We start from the raw sequence: 16,498 nt of genomic DNA, 5'->3' as shown, positions 1-16,498 counted from the left end.
TACCTCTTGTCTCGATGTGTTCGGGCCGGCGCCCGTCAAGGGCACCGCCGGAAACGTTGGTGGGTGGCGCCGTCGACCCCGCGCGGTTGCGCGAAGACGGCGCGCCGGGATGCTAGGCTGTCTTGCTGAGCGAGACGACGTTCTGCCCCGCTTCCGCCGAGGGCGCAAGGAAGCGCTTGATGTTTCGCGCCGCCTGGCGGATCCGGTGCTCGTTCTCGACGAGGGCGATGCGGACGAAATCATCGCCATGCTCGCCGAAGCCGATGCCCGGCGCGACCGCGACGTCCGCCTTCTCGATCAGCAGCTTGGAGAACTCCAGCGAGCCGAGATGCTTGTAAGGGTCCGGGATCGGCGCCCAGGCGAACATCGTCGAGGACGGCGGCGGCACCTTGAAGCCGGACCGGCCGAAGGCATCCACCAGCACGTCGCGGCGGTGCTTGTAGATCGAGCGCACCTCGCGCACGGCGCTGTCGTCGGCGTTGAGCGCGGCCGTCGCCGCCACCTGGATCGGCGTGAAGGCGCCGTAGTCGAGATAGGACTTCACCCGGGCGAGTGCCGCGATCAGCCTGGAATTGCCGACGGCGAAGCCGACCCGCCAGCCCGGCATGGAAAAGGTCTTCGACATCGAGGTGAACTCGACCGCGACATCGATCGCGCCTGGCACCTGCAGGATCGACGGCGGCGGGGCGCCATCGAAGTAGATCTCGGCATAGGCGAGATCGGAAAGGACGATGATCTCGTGCTTGCGGGCGAAGGCGACCACCGCGGCGTAGAAGTCGAGATCGGCTTCATACGCGGTCGGATTGGACGGGTAGTTCAGGATGATCGCCAGCGGCTTCGGAATGGAATGGCGCACGGCGCGGTCGAACGCCGCGAGGAAATCGTCATCGGGCTTGGCGGGAATCGAGCGGATCGTGCCGCCGGCCATCAGGAAGCCGAAGGCGTGGATCGGATAGGTCGGGTTCGGGCAGAGCACCACGTCGCCCGGCGCGGTGATCGCCTGCGCCATGTTGGCGAACCCCTCCTTCGAGCCGAGCGTCGCGACAACCTCGGTGTCCGGGTTGAGCTTCACGCCGAAACGACGGAGATAATACGCCGCCTGGGCGCGGCGTAGGCCGGCAATGCCCTTGGAGGCGGAGTAGCGGTGGGTGCGCGGGTCGCGCACGGCCTCGCACAGCTTGTCGATGACGAAGGACGGCGTCGGCAAGTCGGGATTGCCCATGCCGAGGTCGACGATGTCGGCGCCGCGGGCGCGCGCGCCGGCCTTCAGCCGGTTGACCTCCTCGAACACGTAGGGTGGCAGTCTGCGAACCTTATGGAATTCCTCGGTCATCTCTCGTCCCCCGACCAGGATCCCGCCCGGCCTTCTCCCGCTGTCGCGTCTTGTCTCATATCCCGGCCTGAACGGTCCGCATGGGTGCCTCGAGCGCCTTGCGTCCGAAAGACTCGCAAGGGACGCTCCATCGTTTTGAAACTAGAGCATCTTTCCTCGATCGGGTCAGTCCGGCAATCGTCTATGCTTTAATTGCCTTCGATCTGCCGAAGCACGTCCGCGCCATCGGCATCCGCCTCGGCGGCCGAGCCACCGGCGCCCTTCGCCACGGCGGCATCGACCTGCCGGCGCGCCTGCGCCCGCACCGCCGCCGCCTCGGCCAGGCTGCGCCGGTAGTCGGAGGCCGCCGTGCCGACGCCGACGTTCTGCCGGGTGCCGGTTGCCTTCAGCGAACCGCGCTCGGCGATCACCTCCGGCTCCGTCAACTGCGCGGACGCCGATTTCGGAAAAGCCCCGAGCACCGGATAGCCGTCGGCATCCTGCCGCTGCGCCGAAGGCCCGCTGTCGATCCTCGGTCGCTGGGCGAGCTTCGACGGACCTTCCGCCGGCACCAGCGAGCCGCAGCCAGCCATCAGCGGAATCAGGGCGAGAACCGCCACGAGGCGCAGGTCGCGCGGGTGTGTCATCGTCCAGATACCCTTCATCGCTATGATCCCCCTCATAGCCCAAACGATCCGGCCCGGAAAGCCGGGCGGGATGCGAGAAAAACTCCATCGCGGCAGCGGCGCCAGCGCGCGACGACGGACAATCGCCATGCTTTGTGCTTTGATGTCCGTCGGAGGAGACGTCATGGCGCCAACCGAGCCGACCGGCGGACCGCAGCAGGATGCGGACGATGCCTATGTGGTCCGCGACCCCGAGGCCTTCGCGCGCAACATGGCCGAAGTGCTGGAGCAGCTCGGCAAGGCAGCCTCGGCCTGGATCGAACCGCGCGAGCGGGGCGAGGTGATCGATGATGGTCCGGTCGGCGTCGTCGACATGATGTCGACGCTGTCGCAGGTATCGCAGTTCTGGCTCGGCGCGCCTGTCCGTGCGGCCGAAGCGCAGTCAACGCTCTTTGCCAGCTATCTCGATATCTGGAACCAGTCGCTCCAGCGCCTGCAGGGTGGCACCGCCAACCCGGCCGGCCGGCCGGACGCTTCGGCCGACAAGCGCTTTGCCGATCCGGAATGGTCGAACAATCCGCTGTTCGACTTCATGAAGCAGATGTACCTCTCGACCTCGCGCTGGGCAGACGATCTCGTCGCGCATTCCGAGGGTCTCGACGCCCACACCCGCAGCAAGGCGGCCTTCTACGTCCGGCAGCTCACTGCGGCGTTGTCGCCCTCGAATTTTGTCCTGACCAATCCGGAACTGGCGCGCGAGACGGTCGCCACCAACGGCGCTAACCTCGTCCGCGGCATGCGGATGCTGGCCGAGGACATCGCCGCCGGGCACGGCACGCTGAAGCTGCGGCAGTCCGACGACGCAAGGTTCGAGGTTGGCCGCGACATGGCGGTGACGCCCGGCAAGGTGATCGCCGAAAACGCCCTCTGCCAGATCCTGCAATATGAAGCCGCCAGCGAGACCGTGCTGAAGCGCCCGCTGCTGATCGTGCCGCCCTGGATCAACAAGTTCTACATCCTCGATCTTAACCGCGAGAAATCCTTCATCCGCTGGGCCGTCGCCGCCGGCCATACGGTGTTCGTGGTGTCCTGGGTCAATCCGGACGAGCGGCATGCGGACAAGGATTGGGACGACTACATCGATGAGGGCATCGTCTTCGGCCTCGACACGGTAGCGAAGGCCACAGGCGAGACGTCGGTCAACGCCATCGGCTATTGCGTCGGCGGAACCCTCCTCGCCGCGGCCGTCGCCCATCTGAGGACGCGGGGCGATAGCCGGATCCAGTCGGCGACCTTCCTCACCACCCAGGTCGACTTCACCCATGCTGGCGATCTCAAAATCTTCGTCGACGAGGGCCAGCTGGGCTCGCTCGCCGAGAGCATGGCGACGAAGGGCTATCTTGACGGCGCTCGCATGGCCGCGGCCTTCAACATGCTGCGCGCCGGCGATCTGATCTGGCCCTATTTCGTCAACAACTACCTGAAGGGCAAACCGCCGCTGCCCTTCGACCTCCTCTACTGGAATGCCGATTCGACCCGCATGCCCCGCGCCAACCACCTGTTCTATCTGCGCAACTGCTACCTCGAGAACCGGCTGGCGAAGGGCGAGATGGAGATCGGGGGGATGCCGGTCGATCTCTCGCTGATCGACATTCCCGTCTACAGCCTCGCGACCAAGGAAGACCATATCGCCCCGGCGCTCAGCGTCTTCGTCGGCAGCCGCCTGCTGGGGCCGGACGTCACCTTCGTGCTCGCCGGCTCCGGCCACATCGCCGGCGTCGTCAACCCGCCGGAGAAGCGGAAATACCAGTACTGGACGGGCGCCATACCGACGGATGACATCAGCTTCGACGACTGGCTGGCGACGGCAGTGGAAACGCCGGGCTCCTGGTGGCCGCACTGGCAGGCCTGGATCGAACCGTTCAGCGGGCCTCGGGTGAAGCCACGGAGGCCCGGTGGGCGCAAGATGAAGCCGATCGAGGATGCCCCCGGCTCCTATGTCAGGGTCAAGGCGTGAGTCCCGTCTGGCCCCGCCGTGCCAGCCCCCCTTGCGCTGCGCCGCTGCTCAGCGGTCGTCGACGACTGCCCGCGCCCTGCCCGCCCCCGCTTTGGACTTGAAGACACGCCGCTTCGGTGCGACATCAACGGACAGCACGGACGCACAGTAAAACCTCCCGGGACCGCCGACGCCACCATGACCAGCTACCTGCAAGCCGAAATCCAGCCCGCCCGCAACACCGGCGCCATCCGGCTGTACGATGCCGAGGCTTTTGCGGGCATGCGGACGGCCTGCCAGCTGACGGCGCGCTGCCTCGACGACCTCGCCGGCCTCGTGAAGCCGGGCACGACGACGGAGGAGATCGACGCCTACGTCTTCAAGTTCGCGCTCGACAACGGCGCCTTGCCGGCGACGCTGAACTACCGCGGCTACATGAAAAGCGTCTGCACCTCGATCAACCACGTCGTCTGCCACGGCATTCCCGACGACAAGCCGCTGCGCGAGGGCGACATCGTCAACATCGACGTCACCTTGATCGTAGATGGCTATCACGGCGATGCCTCGCGCATGTACCCGGTCGGCAAGATCAAGCGTGCGGCCGAGCGGCTGTGCGAGATTACCTATCAGTCGCTGGTCCTCGGCATGGAGGCGGTGAAGCCCGGCGCGCACATGGGCGATATCGGCGCGGCCATCCAGACCTACGCGGAAGCCGAGCGCTGCTCGGTCGTGCGCGACTTCTGCGGCCATGGCGTCGGCCGGCTGTTCCACGATGCGCCAAACGTCCTGCACTACGGCCGCCGCGGCGATGGCGCGGAGATGCGGCCGGGCATGGTGTTCACCATCGAGCCGATGATCAATCTCGGACGTCAGCACGTGAAGGTGCTGAAGGATGGCTGGACCGCGGTGACGCGCGACCGTTCGCTCTCGGCGCAGTACGAGCACACCGTCGGCGTCACAGATACCGGCTTCGAGATCTTCACCAGTTCGCCCGGCGGCCTCGACACCCCGGGCATCGCGTTCTCCCGGCCTGCCCAGACGGTCGGCTGAGGCGATGGGTCACGACGAGGCGTCCCTTCCCGGCCTCGACGAGACCCAGCCTCCCCGCGCCGCTGGAGACCGCGCCGCGTCCGCCGCCGACACATCGGCCCCCCGCAAGGACGCCAAGCACCATGACGGCCACCGCGACCGCCTGCGCGAGCGCTTCGCCGAGGCCGGCGCGGTGGCGCTCGCCGATTACGAGCTCCTCGAACTGGTGCTCTTCCGCACCATCCCGCGGCGCGACGTGAAACCGCTGGCGAAGGCGCTGCTCGCCCACTTCGGCGGCCTGCCGGAGGTGTTGAACGCACCGACCCGCCGTATGGCGGAAGTGCCGGGCATTGGCCCCGCCACGGCGCTCGATCTCAAGCTGATCGCCGCCGTCAACGAGCGGGCGATGCTCTCCGCGCTGAAGAGCCGCGAGATCCTGTCGTCCTGGGCGCAGGTGCTGGCCTACTGCAAGGCCGCGATGGCCTACGAGACCCGCGAGCAGTTCCGGATCCTGTTTCTCGACAAGCGCAACACGCTGATCGCCGACGAAATCCAGCAGCAAGGAACGGTCGACCATACGCCGGTCTATCCCCGCGAAGTCGTGCGCCGGGCGCTAGAGCTTTCCGCCACCGCCGTGATCCTCGTGCACAACCATCCATCGGGCGATCCGACGCCGTCGCGCGCCGACATCGAGATGACGCGCACCGTCGTCGACACCGCCAAGCCGCTCGGCATTGCTGTCCACGACCACATCATCATCGGCCGCGCCGGCCATGCCAGCCTCAAGGGCCTGAAGCTGATGTAGGGCAGCTTAGCGGAAGACGCCTTGTATGCTCACCGCCTGACGCAGCCCGAGCAAACTCAGTGAAGATGGCCGAGATCGCGCACCAGCCGCACCTCTCGCGGCCCGATCAGGCCGGAATGCATCACCCGCACGGAATGGATGACCGCCTCGATCTCGCGCTCCCAGTGCGCCAGGAACGTCTTCAGCCGCGGGTAGTCGGGCGCGACGTCGGCGAACTGCCAGTGAAACGTCTGAAGAAAGCTCGGATGGTCTGGCATGCGGTACAGCACTTCGGCGGTGGTCAGGCCGTAGCCGCCGAGCATCTTCTGGAAATCCGGGTCTGCAACATGCCTGCGCATCGAGCCTCTCCAAATCGGGCCGGCGCCATAAGCCGGCTAGCAAATGCTGCGCCGGTCTGGTTAACGGGACGTTAACGCGGCCAATCCGTTGTAAAGACGCGCTGCCGCGAGCCACGAGGCGGACGAAGCACAGCACCTCAGCTGCGGATCCTCAGCGTCGACCGGCCGCCGTCGATCGCGATGACCTGACCGGTGATCCATCCAGCCTCGGCACCCAGCAACATCACCGCCATCGCCGCGATCTCGTCGGCATCGCCGAGCCGTGGCAGGGGGTGCATCTTCGCCACGGCTTCGGCCATCTTGTCGCTGCTTGCGACCTTCCGCCCGAGCGGCGTGTCGACCAGCGACGGGGCGATGGCATTCACCCGGATCTGCGGCGCGAACTCGGCGGCGAGCGAGCGCACCAGCGCCGCGACCGCTCCCTTGGCCATCGCGATGGAAGCATGCGCCGCAAAGCCCTGATCAACCGCGACGCTGGAGAAGAGCACAATGCCCGCCCCCGCCTCGGCCTTGCGCAGTGCCGGCAGGACAGCCTGAATCGCTTTCGCCGCTCCCAGCGCGTTCACGCTGAAATCGTTCAGGAAATCCTGATCGGTCAGTCGCTCGAAAGGTTTCAGGTTGATCGTCCCGGCGGCATAGATCAGCCCATCCAGACGATCGCCTGCGGCCTCTGCGAGCACAGCCTGTGCGCTGTCGTCGAGCACGTCGAGCACGACGCCCGTCGCTTGCAAACCGGCCGCCGTAGCCGCAATTCCTTCAACATCGCGGCCGGTAATGACCACCTCGTGCCCTGCCGCAGCAAGGCGCTTGGCCGCAGCTTCGCCGATGCCGCCCTGTCCACCGACGATCAAATATCTGCCCATGCTCAAACTCTCCTTTTCAGCGCAGATGCGCGGATGGACCGGGGGTTCAAGGGCAAGGTGGGTTTCCTGCACACACGGCTAGGAGAGCGCGGCTGGCCATTCCTTTCGGGCGGCTTGCGGACTGCTAAGTCCGCTGCCGGAAAATATGATGGATTCAGATGCTTAGACCGCAGCCTGGAATCATTGTCTTACCCCACCAGCACGCCACCTGCGGCTGCCATCGCCTCCGGCGTGTCGACATCGATCCCCGCGGCCTTGCCGATCTCGACGGTCTGCAGGGCGTCCGGATGATCCGCCAGAAGGCGCCGCGCGCCGACATCACCGGTCAAGGCGCCGATCTCGCCGCGGTAGATCACGGAGAGCACCACCGGGTTGGCCAGGCGGCCGCCATCGGTCGCGGCGACGAGCGAGCCGCGCCCCTCGCGCGCGAAAACGGCGATCAGGCGATCGAGATCGCCACTGCCGAGCCTTGGCTGGTCGGCCAGGATCACAAGCGCACCGTCCGCCCCTGCGTCAAAGGCGGAGCCGCAGCCGGCGATGACCGAGGTCGACAGGCCCTCGGCGAAGGCGGGATTCTCGGTGATGTCGACGTCGAGCCCGGCCAGTGCCCGCTTGATCTCGGCCGAGCGATGGCCGACCACCACGCGCACGCGGCGCGCCTGACTCGCCAGAGCCGTCAGCACCGAAAGCCGGATCAGCGGAACGCCGTCGAAGGTCGCAAGCAGCTTGTGCGGCCCGCCCATGCGGCTCGACCGTCCGGCGGCAAGGATCACGGCATCGACCAGCGACGCCGCGTTTCCGTCCCGCGTCGACCGGCTTTCGCCCGCCCGGACCGGTTTCTCCGGCCGACGCTCGCGGGGCTGCGGACGGCTCGTAATCTCCATCAGCAGGCCGCCGACGCCCATGCCGCGAATGTCCGACGGCGTGACCGGCACATCGGCCAGCAGCCGGCCGAGCACCCAATCGAACCCGTTCTCCTTCGGCGAGCGAGCGCAGCCAGGCGCGCCGATCAGCGGCCGGCCGGCGACCGTGCCGAGCAGCAGGAGATTGCCGGGATCGACGGGCATGCCGAGTTGCAGCACCGCGCCACCAGCAGCCGCTACCGCCGCGGGAATGACGTCGCCGGCATCGATCACCGCCGAGGCCCCGAAGACGATGACGATGTCGGCTGTCCCGGCGGCACGGATCGCATCGGCCAAGGCAAGAGTCTCATGCGGACAGCGGGTTTCCGAGGCGATCACCGCCCCGGCGACGGCGAGCCGGCGGCGCAGGACTTCCCGCGTCTTGTCGAGCACGCTTGGTTTCACCCCGCGCAGCGTCGTCTGGATCAGCGCCACCGTCAGGGCGCGGTAGGGCGACAGGCGGAACGCCGGCCGCTCGGCCAGCAAGGCGGACGCTTCCCGCACCGCATCGCGCGCGACGGCGAGCGGGATGATCTTGACGGTCGCCAGCATCTGCCCTGCCACGACCGGCTCGAATTCCTTCAGCGTCGCCAGCGTGATCGCGGGGTCGATGGCATTCAGCCGGTCGACGATGCCACGGTCCGGCAGGAACAAGCCGGCGGACGCCGCGAAGAAATTCACACGCCCGGTCGCTGCCGGTCCGACGGTCACGCCCGGCCCGCTGGCGACGGCCGCAATGCGCGCCGCCGCCATGTCCTCGGTGAGATCGGCGGGACCGAGGACGGCGGCAATCACCTCGGCAATGCCCGCCGCCCCAATCTCCGCAACGTCCGCGGCGCTCAACCGCGTGCCCTTGGCGATGCGTCGCCCGGCAAGCCGCAGCGCGTGCGCGAGGATAGCGCCCTCGGCAGACGCCACCGGAACCGGGCCGAACCTCACGTGGCCGTCCCGGTGCGTCGCTTGCGCAGCGCCTGGATCACCGAGGCGAGAACCGCAACGGCGATCTCGGCGGGGCTCGCCGCGCCGATGTCGAGCCCGATTGGCGCCTCGATCCGTGCGAGATCCTCCGCCCGCGCGCCCGCGGCCTCCAGCCGCGCCAGCCGGCCGGCATGCGTCTTCCGGCTGCCGAGCGCGCCGACGTAAAAACATCCGGCCTCGAGCGCCGCCAGCAGCGGCACGTCGTCGATCTTCGGGTCGTGCGTCAGCGCGACGAGGGCGGTATAGGCATCGAGCGGCTGCGCCTTCAGCGCATCTTCGGGCCACTCCGCCGTCAGCGGGGTGCCGGGAAAGCGCTCCGGCGTCGCGAAGGCGGTGCGGGGATCGACGACGGCGATGTCGTAGCCTGCGAGACGCGCCATCGGTGCCAGCGCCTGGCTGATGTGCACCGCCCCGATCACCAGAATCCGCGCGGGTGGCACGTAAAGGGTGAGGAAGCTCTGCCCCTCCGGCGCGTCGACCATGCCGGATTTGCCGGTTCGAAACGCCGTCGCCAGCGCCGACGCCAGCGGATCGCCGGGAGCCTCGCTCTCGCGCACCAGCCTCTGGCTGCCGCCCACGATGTCGGTGACAACGGCGACGGCCCGCCGGGCCGTTCTCTCCGCGTTCAGTTCGGTCAGCAGCGAAAGATCCATCAGGCGTCTGCCCGGATCGGCTCGACGAGGACCCGGATGCGCCCACCGCAGGAAAGGCCGACGCGCCATGCGGTCTCATCCGCGACCCCGAACTCCAGCATTCGGGACGTTCCCGCCTCGATCACCTCGATCGCCTCGCTGACCACCGCGCCCTCGACGCAGCCGCCGGATACCGAGCCCTCGAAATTGCCCTCGGCGTCGATCACGAGATGGCTGCCGGTCGGCCGTGGCGCCGAGCCCCAGGTCTCCACCACCGTGGCCAGCGCCAGGCGCCGGCCGTCCCTCGCCCAGGCTTCCGCCGTGGCCAGAACGTCGAGCTCGATCGTGCCGTCCATCCCACTCTCCTTCGTGTCGTACATTTATTGCCGAACCCGTCGCCGGATGAGCGCAACCAGTGGATATCAGCCCGATGGAATCACGGCGCAGACGACCCGAGAAACCACTGCACCGGCAAGTGACGATCGGCTCGGAGGTTCCGCGTCTCGCTCGCCGCCGTATCCGCTCAACTCATGACGATGCGATAATGTTGTCTTGAGATAGGCGCCGTCCCGCCCCTTTCGCAAGACTGCCCCGCCAGCGGCGCCGACGGGTCCGCCAGCCGGACGCAAGCTGAATGACTGTCGACGTGAAACCCAAGAAGATCTTCGCAGCGCGATGGCGCGCTCCCTTCGGCGACAAGGCTCGAATTCTCCCGCGAACGAGGCTAGGTTCCGGCATGCCCCATTTCCGGACGTCCCTCGCCCTCGCTATCGTCCTTGCCGCAACAGCTGCCGCCCCGGCGGCGGAGCGGGTGCGCATCGGGGTTGCCGGACCGTTTTCCGGAACGTCCGCCATCCTCGGCGAGCAGATCCTCGCCGGCATGCGGACCGCCGCCGACGACGCGACCGACGTCACCCGAGCGGACACCGACTGTTCCGGCGACGGCGGCACAAAGGCAGCCGAGCAGCTGATCGCCGATAAGGTGGAGATCGCCGTCGGCTTCCTCTGCACCGAGGCGCTGACCACCGCGCTCCCCAAACTCTCGGCCGCCGGCATTCCGGTGATCACCGTCGGCGTGCGCGCCAACCGCTTTACCGACACGCGGGCCCGGACCGGCGCGCTGGTCTGGCGCCTCGCGCCCCGCTCGGACGCAGAGGCCGACGCCACCGCGGCGGCCATCACCACCCGCTGGAAGGACACGCCCTTCGGCCTCGTCGACGACGGCACAATCTACGGCCGCGGCCTTGCCGACGCCGTGCGCACGCGTCTGGAAGCTGCCGGCATGCGGCCCGCGACGATCGACAACTACCGGCCGGCCGAGGAGAAGCAGTTTGGCCTCGCGCGCCGCATCCTCGGCACCGGCGTCACCCATCTCTTCATCGCCGGCGACCGGCCGGACGTGGCGATCATCGCCCGCGATGCCGGCTCGATCGGCCTGACGCTGGAGATCATCGGCGGCGAGGCGCTGCTGGACGAAGGCAATCCGGACGTGCCGCTGGCCTCCGGCGTCCTCGCCCTCGCCCCGCTCGACCGGTTCGAGGAGATCCCGACCTCCGAGATCGCGCCGGAAGCCAAGCAAGGCTATTTCGGGCCGACCGTCGCTGCGGGCGAGATCGCGCTCGCCGCGGTCCGCTTCGCCCGGCAGAAGGCCCGGCCCTTGCCGGCGGTGCTGGATGCCAACGTCTTCGCGACCTCGCTCGGCCCGATCCGCTTCGATGCCAAGGGCGATTCCGACCTTTCGCTTTTCCGCACCTTTCGCTTCGACGGCAGCGATTTCGTTGCGGACGCGGGCGGCTGAGCGGATGGCGTTCTGGCAGGCCGGGCCCCGCAATCTCCTCAGCGACGTCGCGGGCCTCAGCGTCGGAAATGCACGGGACGACCGCCTCGCCAGCGGCGTCACCGTCATCCTCTGCGATAACTCGACCGTCGCCGCTGTTCACGTTCAGGGCGGCGCCCCCGGTACCCGCGAGACCGACCTTCTGGCGCCGGAGAACACTGTGTCGACGGTCGATGCGCTCGTCCTCTCCGGTGGTTCGGCTTTCGGCCTCGATGCCGCCTCCGGGGTCCAGGCCTATCTTCGTGGTAAGGGCCGGGGTTTTGCCGTCGGTCCGCATCGCGTGCCGATCGTACCGGCGGCGATCCTGTTCGACCTCGGCGATGCCGGCTGGGACCGCTACCCGCCTTACCGCGAGCTCGGCTTTGCCGCCTGCGAGACGGCGGCCCGCGACTTTTCCATCGGCACCGAGGGAGCGGGCACCGGCGCCACCACCGCCCGCCTGAAAGGCGGCCTCGGCTCGGCCTCTGCGGTGCTGGCGAGCGGCATCACCGTCTCGGCGCTCGTCGCCGTCAATGCGTTGGGATCGCCGACGATCGGGGCCACCCCGCACTTCTGGGCTGCGCCCTTCGAGCTCGGCGCCGAGTTCGGCGGCCGCGGCTTGCCGTCCCCGTGGCCAGAAAACGCGACGGAGCCCTTCACCAAGTTCGGCGCCACGGCCGGCGGCAATACCACCATCGCGGTCATCGCCACCGATGCGGTGCTCGACAAGGCCGGCGCCAAGCGGCTGGCGATCTCCGCCCATGATGGCTTCGCCCGTGCCCTCTGGCCCGCGCATACGCCGTTCGACGGCGATCTCGTCTTCGCCCTCGCCACCGGCGGCACCGGGAAGAAGCCCGCCGGCGTCGACCTCGTGGATCTCGGTGCGACTGCCGCCGCCGTCATGGCCCGCGCCATCGCCCGCGGTGTACACGCCGCCAGCGCCGCACCCGGCGACCGGAAACCGGCCTGGCAGGCCGTTCACGCGACGCCGCCGTCCGCGTGATCACGCGCCGATCGACCAGCCGCTTCTGACCAACGCTACCGCGCACGCCAGACTGATTAACAGCAGGCCCGCCCCGGCCGCCGGGCGTCACACATTGAGACGCCCGGCGGCCTCTGTTATGTCGCACCTCTCGCCATCCCGCACCGCAAGGACGCTCCATGATTCCCCGTTACTCCCGCCCCGACATGGTCGCCATCTGGTCGCAGGAGACGAAGTACCGGATCTGGTTCGAGATCGAGGCGCATGCCTGCGACGCGCTGGCCGAACTTGGCGTCATCCCGAAGAGCGCCGCTGAGACGATCTGGGAGAAGGGCAATGCCGCCACCTTCGACGTCGACCGGATCGACGAGATCGAGCGCGAGACCAAGCACGACGTCATCGCCTTCCTGACGCATCTTTCCGAGATCGTCGGGCCGGATGCGCGCTTTGTCCACCAGGGCATGACCTCGTCCGACGTGCTCGACACATGCTTCAACGTCCAGCTCGTCCGCGCCTCCGACCTGATGCTCGCCGATCTCGACGGCCTCCTTGCCGCGCTGAAGCGCCGGGCGCTGGAACACAAGGACACGGTGACCATCGGCCGCTCGCACGGCATTCATGCCGAGCCCGTGACCTTCGGCATCAAGCTGGCGCTGGCCTATGCCGAGTTCGAGCGCTGCCGCGCCCGGCTCGTCGCTGCCCGTGCCGAGATCGCCACCTGTGCCATCTCCGGCGCCGTCGGCACCTTCGCCAACATCGACCCGGCCGTCGAGGAGCATGTCGCCAAGGCGCTTGGCCTGACGCCGGAGCCGGTCTCGACGCAGGTCATCCCGCGCGACCGCCATGCGATGTACTTCGCCACCCTCGGCGTCATCGCCTCGTCGATCGAGCGCCTGTCGATCGAGATCCGCCATCTGCAGCGCACCGAGGTGCTGGAGGCCGAGGAGTATTTCGCGCCGGGCCAGAAGGGCTCGTCGGCCATGCCGCACAAGCGCAACCCGGTGCTGACCGAGAACCTTACCGGTCTCGCCCGCATGGTGCGCTCCTTCGCCATGCCGGCGATGGAGAACGTCGCCCTCTGGCACGAGCGCGACATCTCGCACTCCTCGGTCGAGCGCTATATCGGCCCTGACGCGACCATCACCCTCGACTTCGCACTGGTGCGGCTGACCTCGGTGATCGACAAGCTCCTGGTCTATCCCGAGCGGATGCTGAAGAACCTCAACCAGTTCAAGGGTCTCGTTCACTCCCAGCGTGTGCTGCTCGCCCTCACCCAGGCCGGCGTCAGCCGTGAAGACTCCTACCGGCTGGTCCAGCGCAATGCGATGAAGGTCTGGGAGCAGAACAAGGACTTCCTCGAGGAGCTCTTGGCTGACCCGGAAGTGACGGCCGCCTTGCCGGAAGCCGAGCTGCGCGAAAAATTCGACCTCGGCTACCACACCAAGCATGTCGACACGATCTTCCGGCGCGTCTTCGGCGCCTGAACAGGCGCCCGCTGCCGGAGGCTTTCTATCGGCGGCACGATCCATCCTTCCCGACCAAAGGTCGGGGAGGCTTGGTGGGCTCAATCCCGGCCACGCGGCGCTTCACCACTTCCTGCTTTTTCGGCGAGTTGCAGCGATAGCGCCCGGATGCGGCCACGCCCGAGGTGCGTCTACCCCGCCGCCTTCAACGCCACGGACTCGTCTAGCGCGATGTCGATCTTGAACATCTGGTGGTCGGAGAAAGGCTGGTCGATGATCTCGATCGAGCAGCGGTCGGCAAGGCTGGTCGAGACAAGGCAAGTGTCGAGGCTCGCCTGATAAGGCCCGAAGCGGAAGGTCGGGCCGGACAGCTTGTTGGCGTGAACAAGATTCTCGGCCTTCATCAGTGGCGCCAGTTCTGCATCGCCCGAGAACATGTTGAAGTCGCCGATCAGCATGGTCGGCCCGTCACGTTCGGCGATCCACTCGGCGATCTGCTCAAACTGCATCGTTCGAACGCGCCTGATCAGCGAGCAGTGCACGACCAGCACCCGCAGTCCCGAGATGTCGATGTCGTAGACTAGGCGCTTCTTGCCGGCCGCGAGGTAGCGCTTGGCGAACGTCACTTCGCGGCTGGCGAGGAAAGCGTTCGACTTGCCGCGCGAAATCGGCGAGCGGATCTTCGGCGTATCGCTGTATTTGTTGTCGATCGTCGCGAAAGCGTGCCCGTCCTCGCAGAGCACCGGAAACTGGTCGAAATACCCGTTGGTGATCGAGCCTTGGTCGATCTCGACGAAGCAGCTGAGATCCGGCTGCAGCCGTCGCATCGTGTCGCGCACGAACTGAAGGCTCCGCATCTGGGCAGCGCGCGGTGTGTAGATGTGGTGGTGGAGGCGCGAGAGATGGTGGCCGAGCGAGCCATCGATTTCCCGGGAATAGCCGAGATTGGCATAGACAATCCGCAGCATCAGGTGGGTCGTCCGGCAGTCGGGCAGCGAGCGGCGCCGCAGGAACGGTGCCGTTTGGCTTCTGGCTTCAAGGCAATTCTCCTGCTGTCGCCACGCCGCGACGCGCCAGCATAACAGCCGGCGACGCTGTGGGCATGACCCGAATTTTCGGGATAAATGCGGCGGGCGGGCCGGAAGTTCAGCACCTTGGCGGCGTTGCCGCGCCAAAGCCGCAGATCTCACCATTCTCAGCGGACAAGACAGCCGGTTTCGTGCCATGCACGCCGGGGGATATCGAACCCGCGCCGGACCGCGGGGGATTGGAAGACGTGACGCTGCGATGAACTTCGATTTTTCCGCGTGGTCGATCTGGTCGATCGTCATCACCCTTCTGAATTGGTCAATCATCGTCGGCGCCTTGGTGGTGATCCCCTTCCGGCGATCGCCGGCGGCGGCCCAGGGATGGCTGCTGCTGTTCTTCTTCCAGCCTTTCGCCGCCCTCCTGGTCTATTTCTTCATCGGCAATGCCCGCCATCCGAAATGGCGGCGCGAGCGCATCAAGAGCGTTCCTTCCGTCGTGCTAAAGGCCGTGGGCGACATTCCCGGCAGCGCCAGCGACGCGGCAATGGCGCTGGAGCCGCGCAGCCGAACGGCCGCGAATCTGGTGCGCAACATTGGCCAGATGCCTTGCGTCTCCGGCAACAGCATCGATCTCGACCCCAACTACAACCGCGTCGTCGACCGCATCACCGGCGATATCGATGCGGCACAGAACCATGCGCATGCCATGTTCTACATCCTCCAGGATGACGAGGCCGGCAACAAGGTTCTGAGCGCGCTGGAGCGCGCGGCCAAGCGCGGCGTCAAATGCCGGCTGCTGATCGACGCCGTCGGCTCCTCCACCGATCGCAATGCCATTGCCCGCCGGCTCGAAGGGACGGGCGTCGAGATCCGGCTGATCCTGCCGCTGCGCTTCTGGAACCGCGCGACCCGTGCAGACCTTCGCAACCACCGCAAGATCGTCGTCGTCGACGGCAAGATCGGCTGGGTCGGCTCGCAGAACATGCACCAGATCGAATACGAACCGAACACCTTCTACCGCGAGGTGATGGCGCGGGTGAAAGGGCCGGTGGTTCTGGAACTGCAGGCGATCTTCATCGGCGACTGGTTCCTCGAGACCGACGAGGACATCTCGACGCCCGAGCTGATGCCGACACCGGAGCGCACCGAGGGCGGCGTGACCGCCCAGGTGATGCCGAGCGGCCCCGACCACCCGCTGAGCCGGGTCGATTCGCTGTTCACCGATCTCATCCACGGCGCCCGCGAGAAGGTGGTGCTGACGACGCCCTACTTCATCCCGAACGAGCCGCTGTCGCTTGCGCTGCGCACCGCGGTGGAGAAGGGCGTCGCCGTGACCCTGTTCGTAACCGCAACCACCAACAGCTTCCTCATCGATCACGCCCAGCGCTCCTACTATGACGAGCTGCTACAGTCGGGCGTCGAGGTCATGCTCTACCGGGAGCGCTTCCTGCACGCCAAGCACCTGTCGATCGACGACGACATCGCGATCATCGGCTCGGCCAACATGGACCGTCGCTCCTTCGAGCTGAATTCGGAGGTGACACTGATCGCCTATGATGCCGGGGTCGTGCGGCAGTTGCGCAAGATCGAGAACGACTATCGGGCCAAGAGTCGCCGGCTGATTGAGGCGGAATGGAACGAGCGCGGCTTCTTCACCCAGCTCTTCGAGAATGCGACACGGCTGATCAGCCCCCTGCTCTAGACCGCCGGCGGCGGGCCTCGGCTTGA

General features: G+C 67.2%; 15 protein-coding genes. 7 read left to right on the top strand and 8 right to left on the bottom strand.

What is annotated here, in order from left to right; all coding sequences use genetic code 11:
• Nucleotides 1-112 precede the first annotated feature (112 nt).
• Nucleotides 113-1,333, bottom strand: coding sequence for an LL-diaminopimelate aminotransferase (locus ACZLZQ_RS13880; protein WP_472949845.1), 1,221 nt, complete (start codon nucleotides 1,331-1,333; stop codon nucleotides 113-115).
• Nucleotides 1,334-1,521: 188 nt separating this feature from the next.
• The gene (locus tag ACZLZQ_RS13875; RefSeq protein WP_472935065.1) at nucleotides 1,522-1,977 is read right to left on the bottom strand and encodes a hypothetical protein; all 456 of its coding nucleotides are present in this window, start codon (nucleotides 1,975-1,977) and stop codon (nucleotides 1,522-1,524) included.
• A 145-nt stretch (nucleotides 1,978-2,122) separates the two neighbouring features.
• On the opposite strand from ACZLZQ_RS13875, the gene phaC reads away from it, so the two are divergent.
• The 3 genes from phaC (at nucleotide 2,123) to radC (ending at nucleotide 5,768) form a co-directional block, all read left to right on the top strand.
• Nucleotides 2,123-3,955 carry a class I poly(R)-hydroxyalkanoic acid synthase gene (phaC, locus tag ACZLZQ_RS13870; RefSeq protein ID WP_472949844.1) on the top strand — a complete coding sequence of 611 codons (1,833 nt, stop codon included), beginning with the start codon at nucleotides 2,123-2,125 and terminating at the stop codon, nucleotides 3,953-3,955.
• Between the two features lie 177 nt (nucleotides 3,956-4,132).
• A complete protein-coding gene (map, locus tag ACZLZQ_RS13865) occupies nucleotides 4,133-4,984 on the top strand; it encodes a type I methionyl aminopeptidase (RefSeq protein ID WP_472949843.1) in 852 nt (283 codons plus the stop codon).
• Nucleotides 4,985-4,988: 4 nt separating this feature from the next.
• Nucleotides 4,989-5,768, top strand: a complete 780-nt coding sequence (radC, locus tag ACZLZQ_RS13860; RefSeq protein ID WP_472949842.1) for a RadC family protein — start codon at nucleotides 4,989-4,991, stop codon at nucleotides 5,766-5,768.
• Nucleotides 5,769-5,824: 56 nt separating this feature from the next.
• On the opposite strand, the gene ACZLZQ_RS13855 is transcribed toward radC, so the two are convergent.
• The 5 genes from ACZLZQ_RS13855 to ACZLZQ_RS13835 all read right to left on the bottom strand — a co-directional run bounded on the left by ACZLZQ_RS13855 (nucleotide 5,825) and on the right by ACZLZQ_RS13835 (nucleotide 9,837).
• Nucleotides 5,825-6,106 carry an usg protein gene (locus ACZLZQ_RS13855; protein WP_472935061.1) on the bottom strand — a complete coding sequence of 94 codons (282 nt, stop codon included), beginning with the start codon at nucleotides 6,104-6,106 and terminating at the stop codon, nucleotides 5,825-5,827.
• 137 nt (nucleotides 6,107-6,243) lie between these two features.
• Complete coding sequence (locus ACZLZQ_RS13850) at nucleotides 6,244-7,041, bottom strand: SDR family NAD(P)-dependent oxidoreductase (protein WP_472949841.1); 798 nt, start codon at nucleotides 7,039-7,041, stop codon at nucleotides 6,244-6,246.
• Between the two features lie 116 nt (nucleotides 7,042-7,157).
• Nucleotides 7,158-8,810, bottom strand: a complete 1,653-nt coding sequence (locus ACZLZQ_RS13845; protein WP_472949840.1) for an NTP transferase domain-containing protein — start codon at nucleotides 8,808-8,810, stop codon at nucleotides 7,158-7,160.
• Entirely contained in the window at nucleotides 8,807-9,502 is a 696-nt protein-coding gene (locus ACZLZQ_RS13840) for an XdhC family protein (RefSeq protein ID WP_472949839.1), read from the bottom strand. The genes ACZLZQ_RS13845 and ACZLZQ_RS13840 overlap by 4 nt, the downstream gene beginning before the upstream one ends.
• The gene (locus tag ACZLZQ_RS13835) at nucleotides 9,502-9,837 is read right to left on the bottom strand and encodes an XdhC family protein (RefSeq protein WP_472949838.1); all 336 of its coding nucleotides are present in this window, start codon (nucleotides 9,835-9,837) and stop codon (nucleotides 9,502-9,504) included. The genes ACZLZQ_RS13840 and ACZLZQ_RS13835 overlap by 1 nt, the downstream gene beginning before the upstream one ends.
• A gap of 380 nt (nucleotides 9,838-10,217) precedes the next feature.
• Here ACZLZQ_RS13835 and ACZLZQ_RS13830 point away from each other — a divergent pair, with 380 nt between their 5' ends.
• The 3 genes from ACZLZQ_RS13830 (at nucleotide 10,218) to purB (ending at nucleotide 13,763) form a co-directional block, all read left to right on the top strand.
• Nucleotides 10,218-11,279: an ABC transporter substrate-binding protein gene (locus ACZLZQ_RS13830; protein ID WP_472949837.1), complete on the top strand. Its 1,062-nt coding sequence runs from the start codon at nucleotides 10,218-10,220 to the stop codon at nucleotides 11,277-11,279.
• Nucleotides 11,280-11,283: 4 nt separating this feature from the next.
• Nucleotides 11,284-12,300: a P1 family peptidase gene (locus ACZLZQ_RS13825; protein WP_472949836.1), complete on the top strand. Its 1,017-nt coding sequence runs from the start codon at nucleotides 11,284-11,286 to the stop codon at nucleotides 12,298-12,300.
• A 158-nt stretch (nucleotides 12,301-12,458) separates the two neighbouring features.
• Nucleotides 12,459-13,763, top strand: a complete 1,305-nt coding sequence (purB, locus tag ACZLZQ_RS13820; protein WP_472949835.1) for an adenylosuccinate lyase — start codon at nucleotides 12,459-12,461, stop codon at nucleotides 13,761-13,763.
• A 170-nt stretch (nucleotides 13,764-13,933) separates the two neighbouring features.
• Here the strand turns inward: purB and ACZLZQ_RS13815 are convergent, their stop codons facing one another.
• Nucleotides 13,934-14,710: an endonuclease/exonuclease/phosphatase family protein gene (locus tag ACZLZQ_RS13815; RefSeq protein WP_472949834.1), complete on the bottom strand. Its 777-nt coding sequence runs from the start codon at nucleotides 14,708-14,710 to the stop codon at nucleotides 13,934-13,936.
• Nucleotides 14,711-15,029: 319 nt separating this feature from the next.
• Between ACZLZQ_RS13815 and cls the strand changes: the two genes are divergently transcribed.
• Entirely contained in the window at nucleotides 15,030-16,472 is a 1,443-nt protein-coding gene (gene cls / locus ACZLZQ_RS13810) for a cardiolipin synthase (protein WP_472935052.1), read from the top strand.
• Nucleotides 16,473-16,498: the final 26 nt, after the last annotated feature.

This window comes from Mesocryomonas lacus (genome assembly GCF_055730105.2).
The sequence above is the reverse complement of the archived record's forward strand: the minus strand, read 5'-3'. Positions and strand labels throughout refer to the sequence as shown.

What these genes read in the sequence shown, in the direction of transcription:
- ACZLZQ_RS13880 (WP_472949845.1), bottom strand. Translation starts at nt 1,333, where the DNA reads ATGACCGAGGAATTCCATAAGGTTCGCAGACTGCCACCCTACGTGTTC.
- ACZLZQ_RS13875 (WP_472935065.1), bottom strand. Translation starts at nt 1,977, where the DNA reads ATGAAGGGTATCTGGACGATGACACACCCGCGCGACCTGCGCCTCGTG.
- phaC (WP_472949844.1), top strand. Translation starts at nt 2,123, where the DNA reads ATGGCGCCAACCGAGCCGACCGGCGGACCGCAGCAGGATGCGGACGAT.
- map (WP_472949843.1), top strand. Translation starts at nt 4,133, where the DNA reads ATGACCAGCTACCTGCAAGCCGAAATCCAGCCCGCCCGCAACACCGGC.
- radC (WP_472949842.1), top strand. Translation starts at nt 4,989, where the DNA reads ATGGGTCACGACGAGGCGTCCCTTCCCGGCCTCGACGAGACCCAGCCT.
- ACZLZQ_RS13855 (WP_472935061.1), bottom strand. Translation starts at nt 6,106, where the DNA reads ATGCGCAGGCATGTTGCAGACCCGGATTTCCAGAAGATGCTCGGCGGC.
- ACZLZQ_RS13840 (WP_472949839.1), bottom strand. Translation starts at nt 9,502, where the DNA reads ATGGATCTTTCGCTGCTGACCGAACTGAACGCGGAGAGAACGGCCCGG.
- ACZLZQ_RS13835 (WP_472949838.1), bottom strand. Translation starts at nt 9,837, where the DNA reads ATGGACGGCACGATCGAGCTCGACGTTCTGGCCACGGCGGAAGCCTGG.
- ACZLZQ_RS13830 (WP_472949837.1), top strand. Translation starts at nt 10,218, where the DNA reads ATGCCCCATTTCCGGACGTCCCTCGCCCTCGCTATCGTCCTTGCCGCA.
- ACZLZQ_RS13825 (WP_472949836.1), top strand. Translation starts at nt 11,284, where the DNA reads ATGGCGTTCTGGCAGGCCGGGCCCCGCAATCTCCTCAGCGACGTCGCG.
- purB (WP_472949835.1), top strand. Translation starts at nt 12,459, where the DNA reads ATGATTCCCCGTTACTCCCGCCCCGACATGGTCGCCATCTGGTCGCAG.
- ACZLZQ_RS13815 (WP_472949834.1), bottom strand. Translation starts at nt 14,710, where the DNA reads ATGCTGCGGATTGTCTATGCCAATCTCGGCTATTCCCGGGAAATCGAT.
- cls (WP_472935052.1), top strand. Translation starts at nt 15,030, where the DNA reads ATGAACTTCGATTTTTCCGCGTGGTCGATCTGGTCGATCGTCATCACC.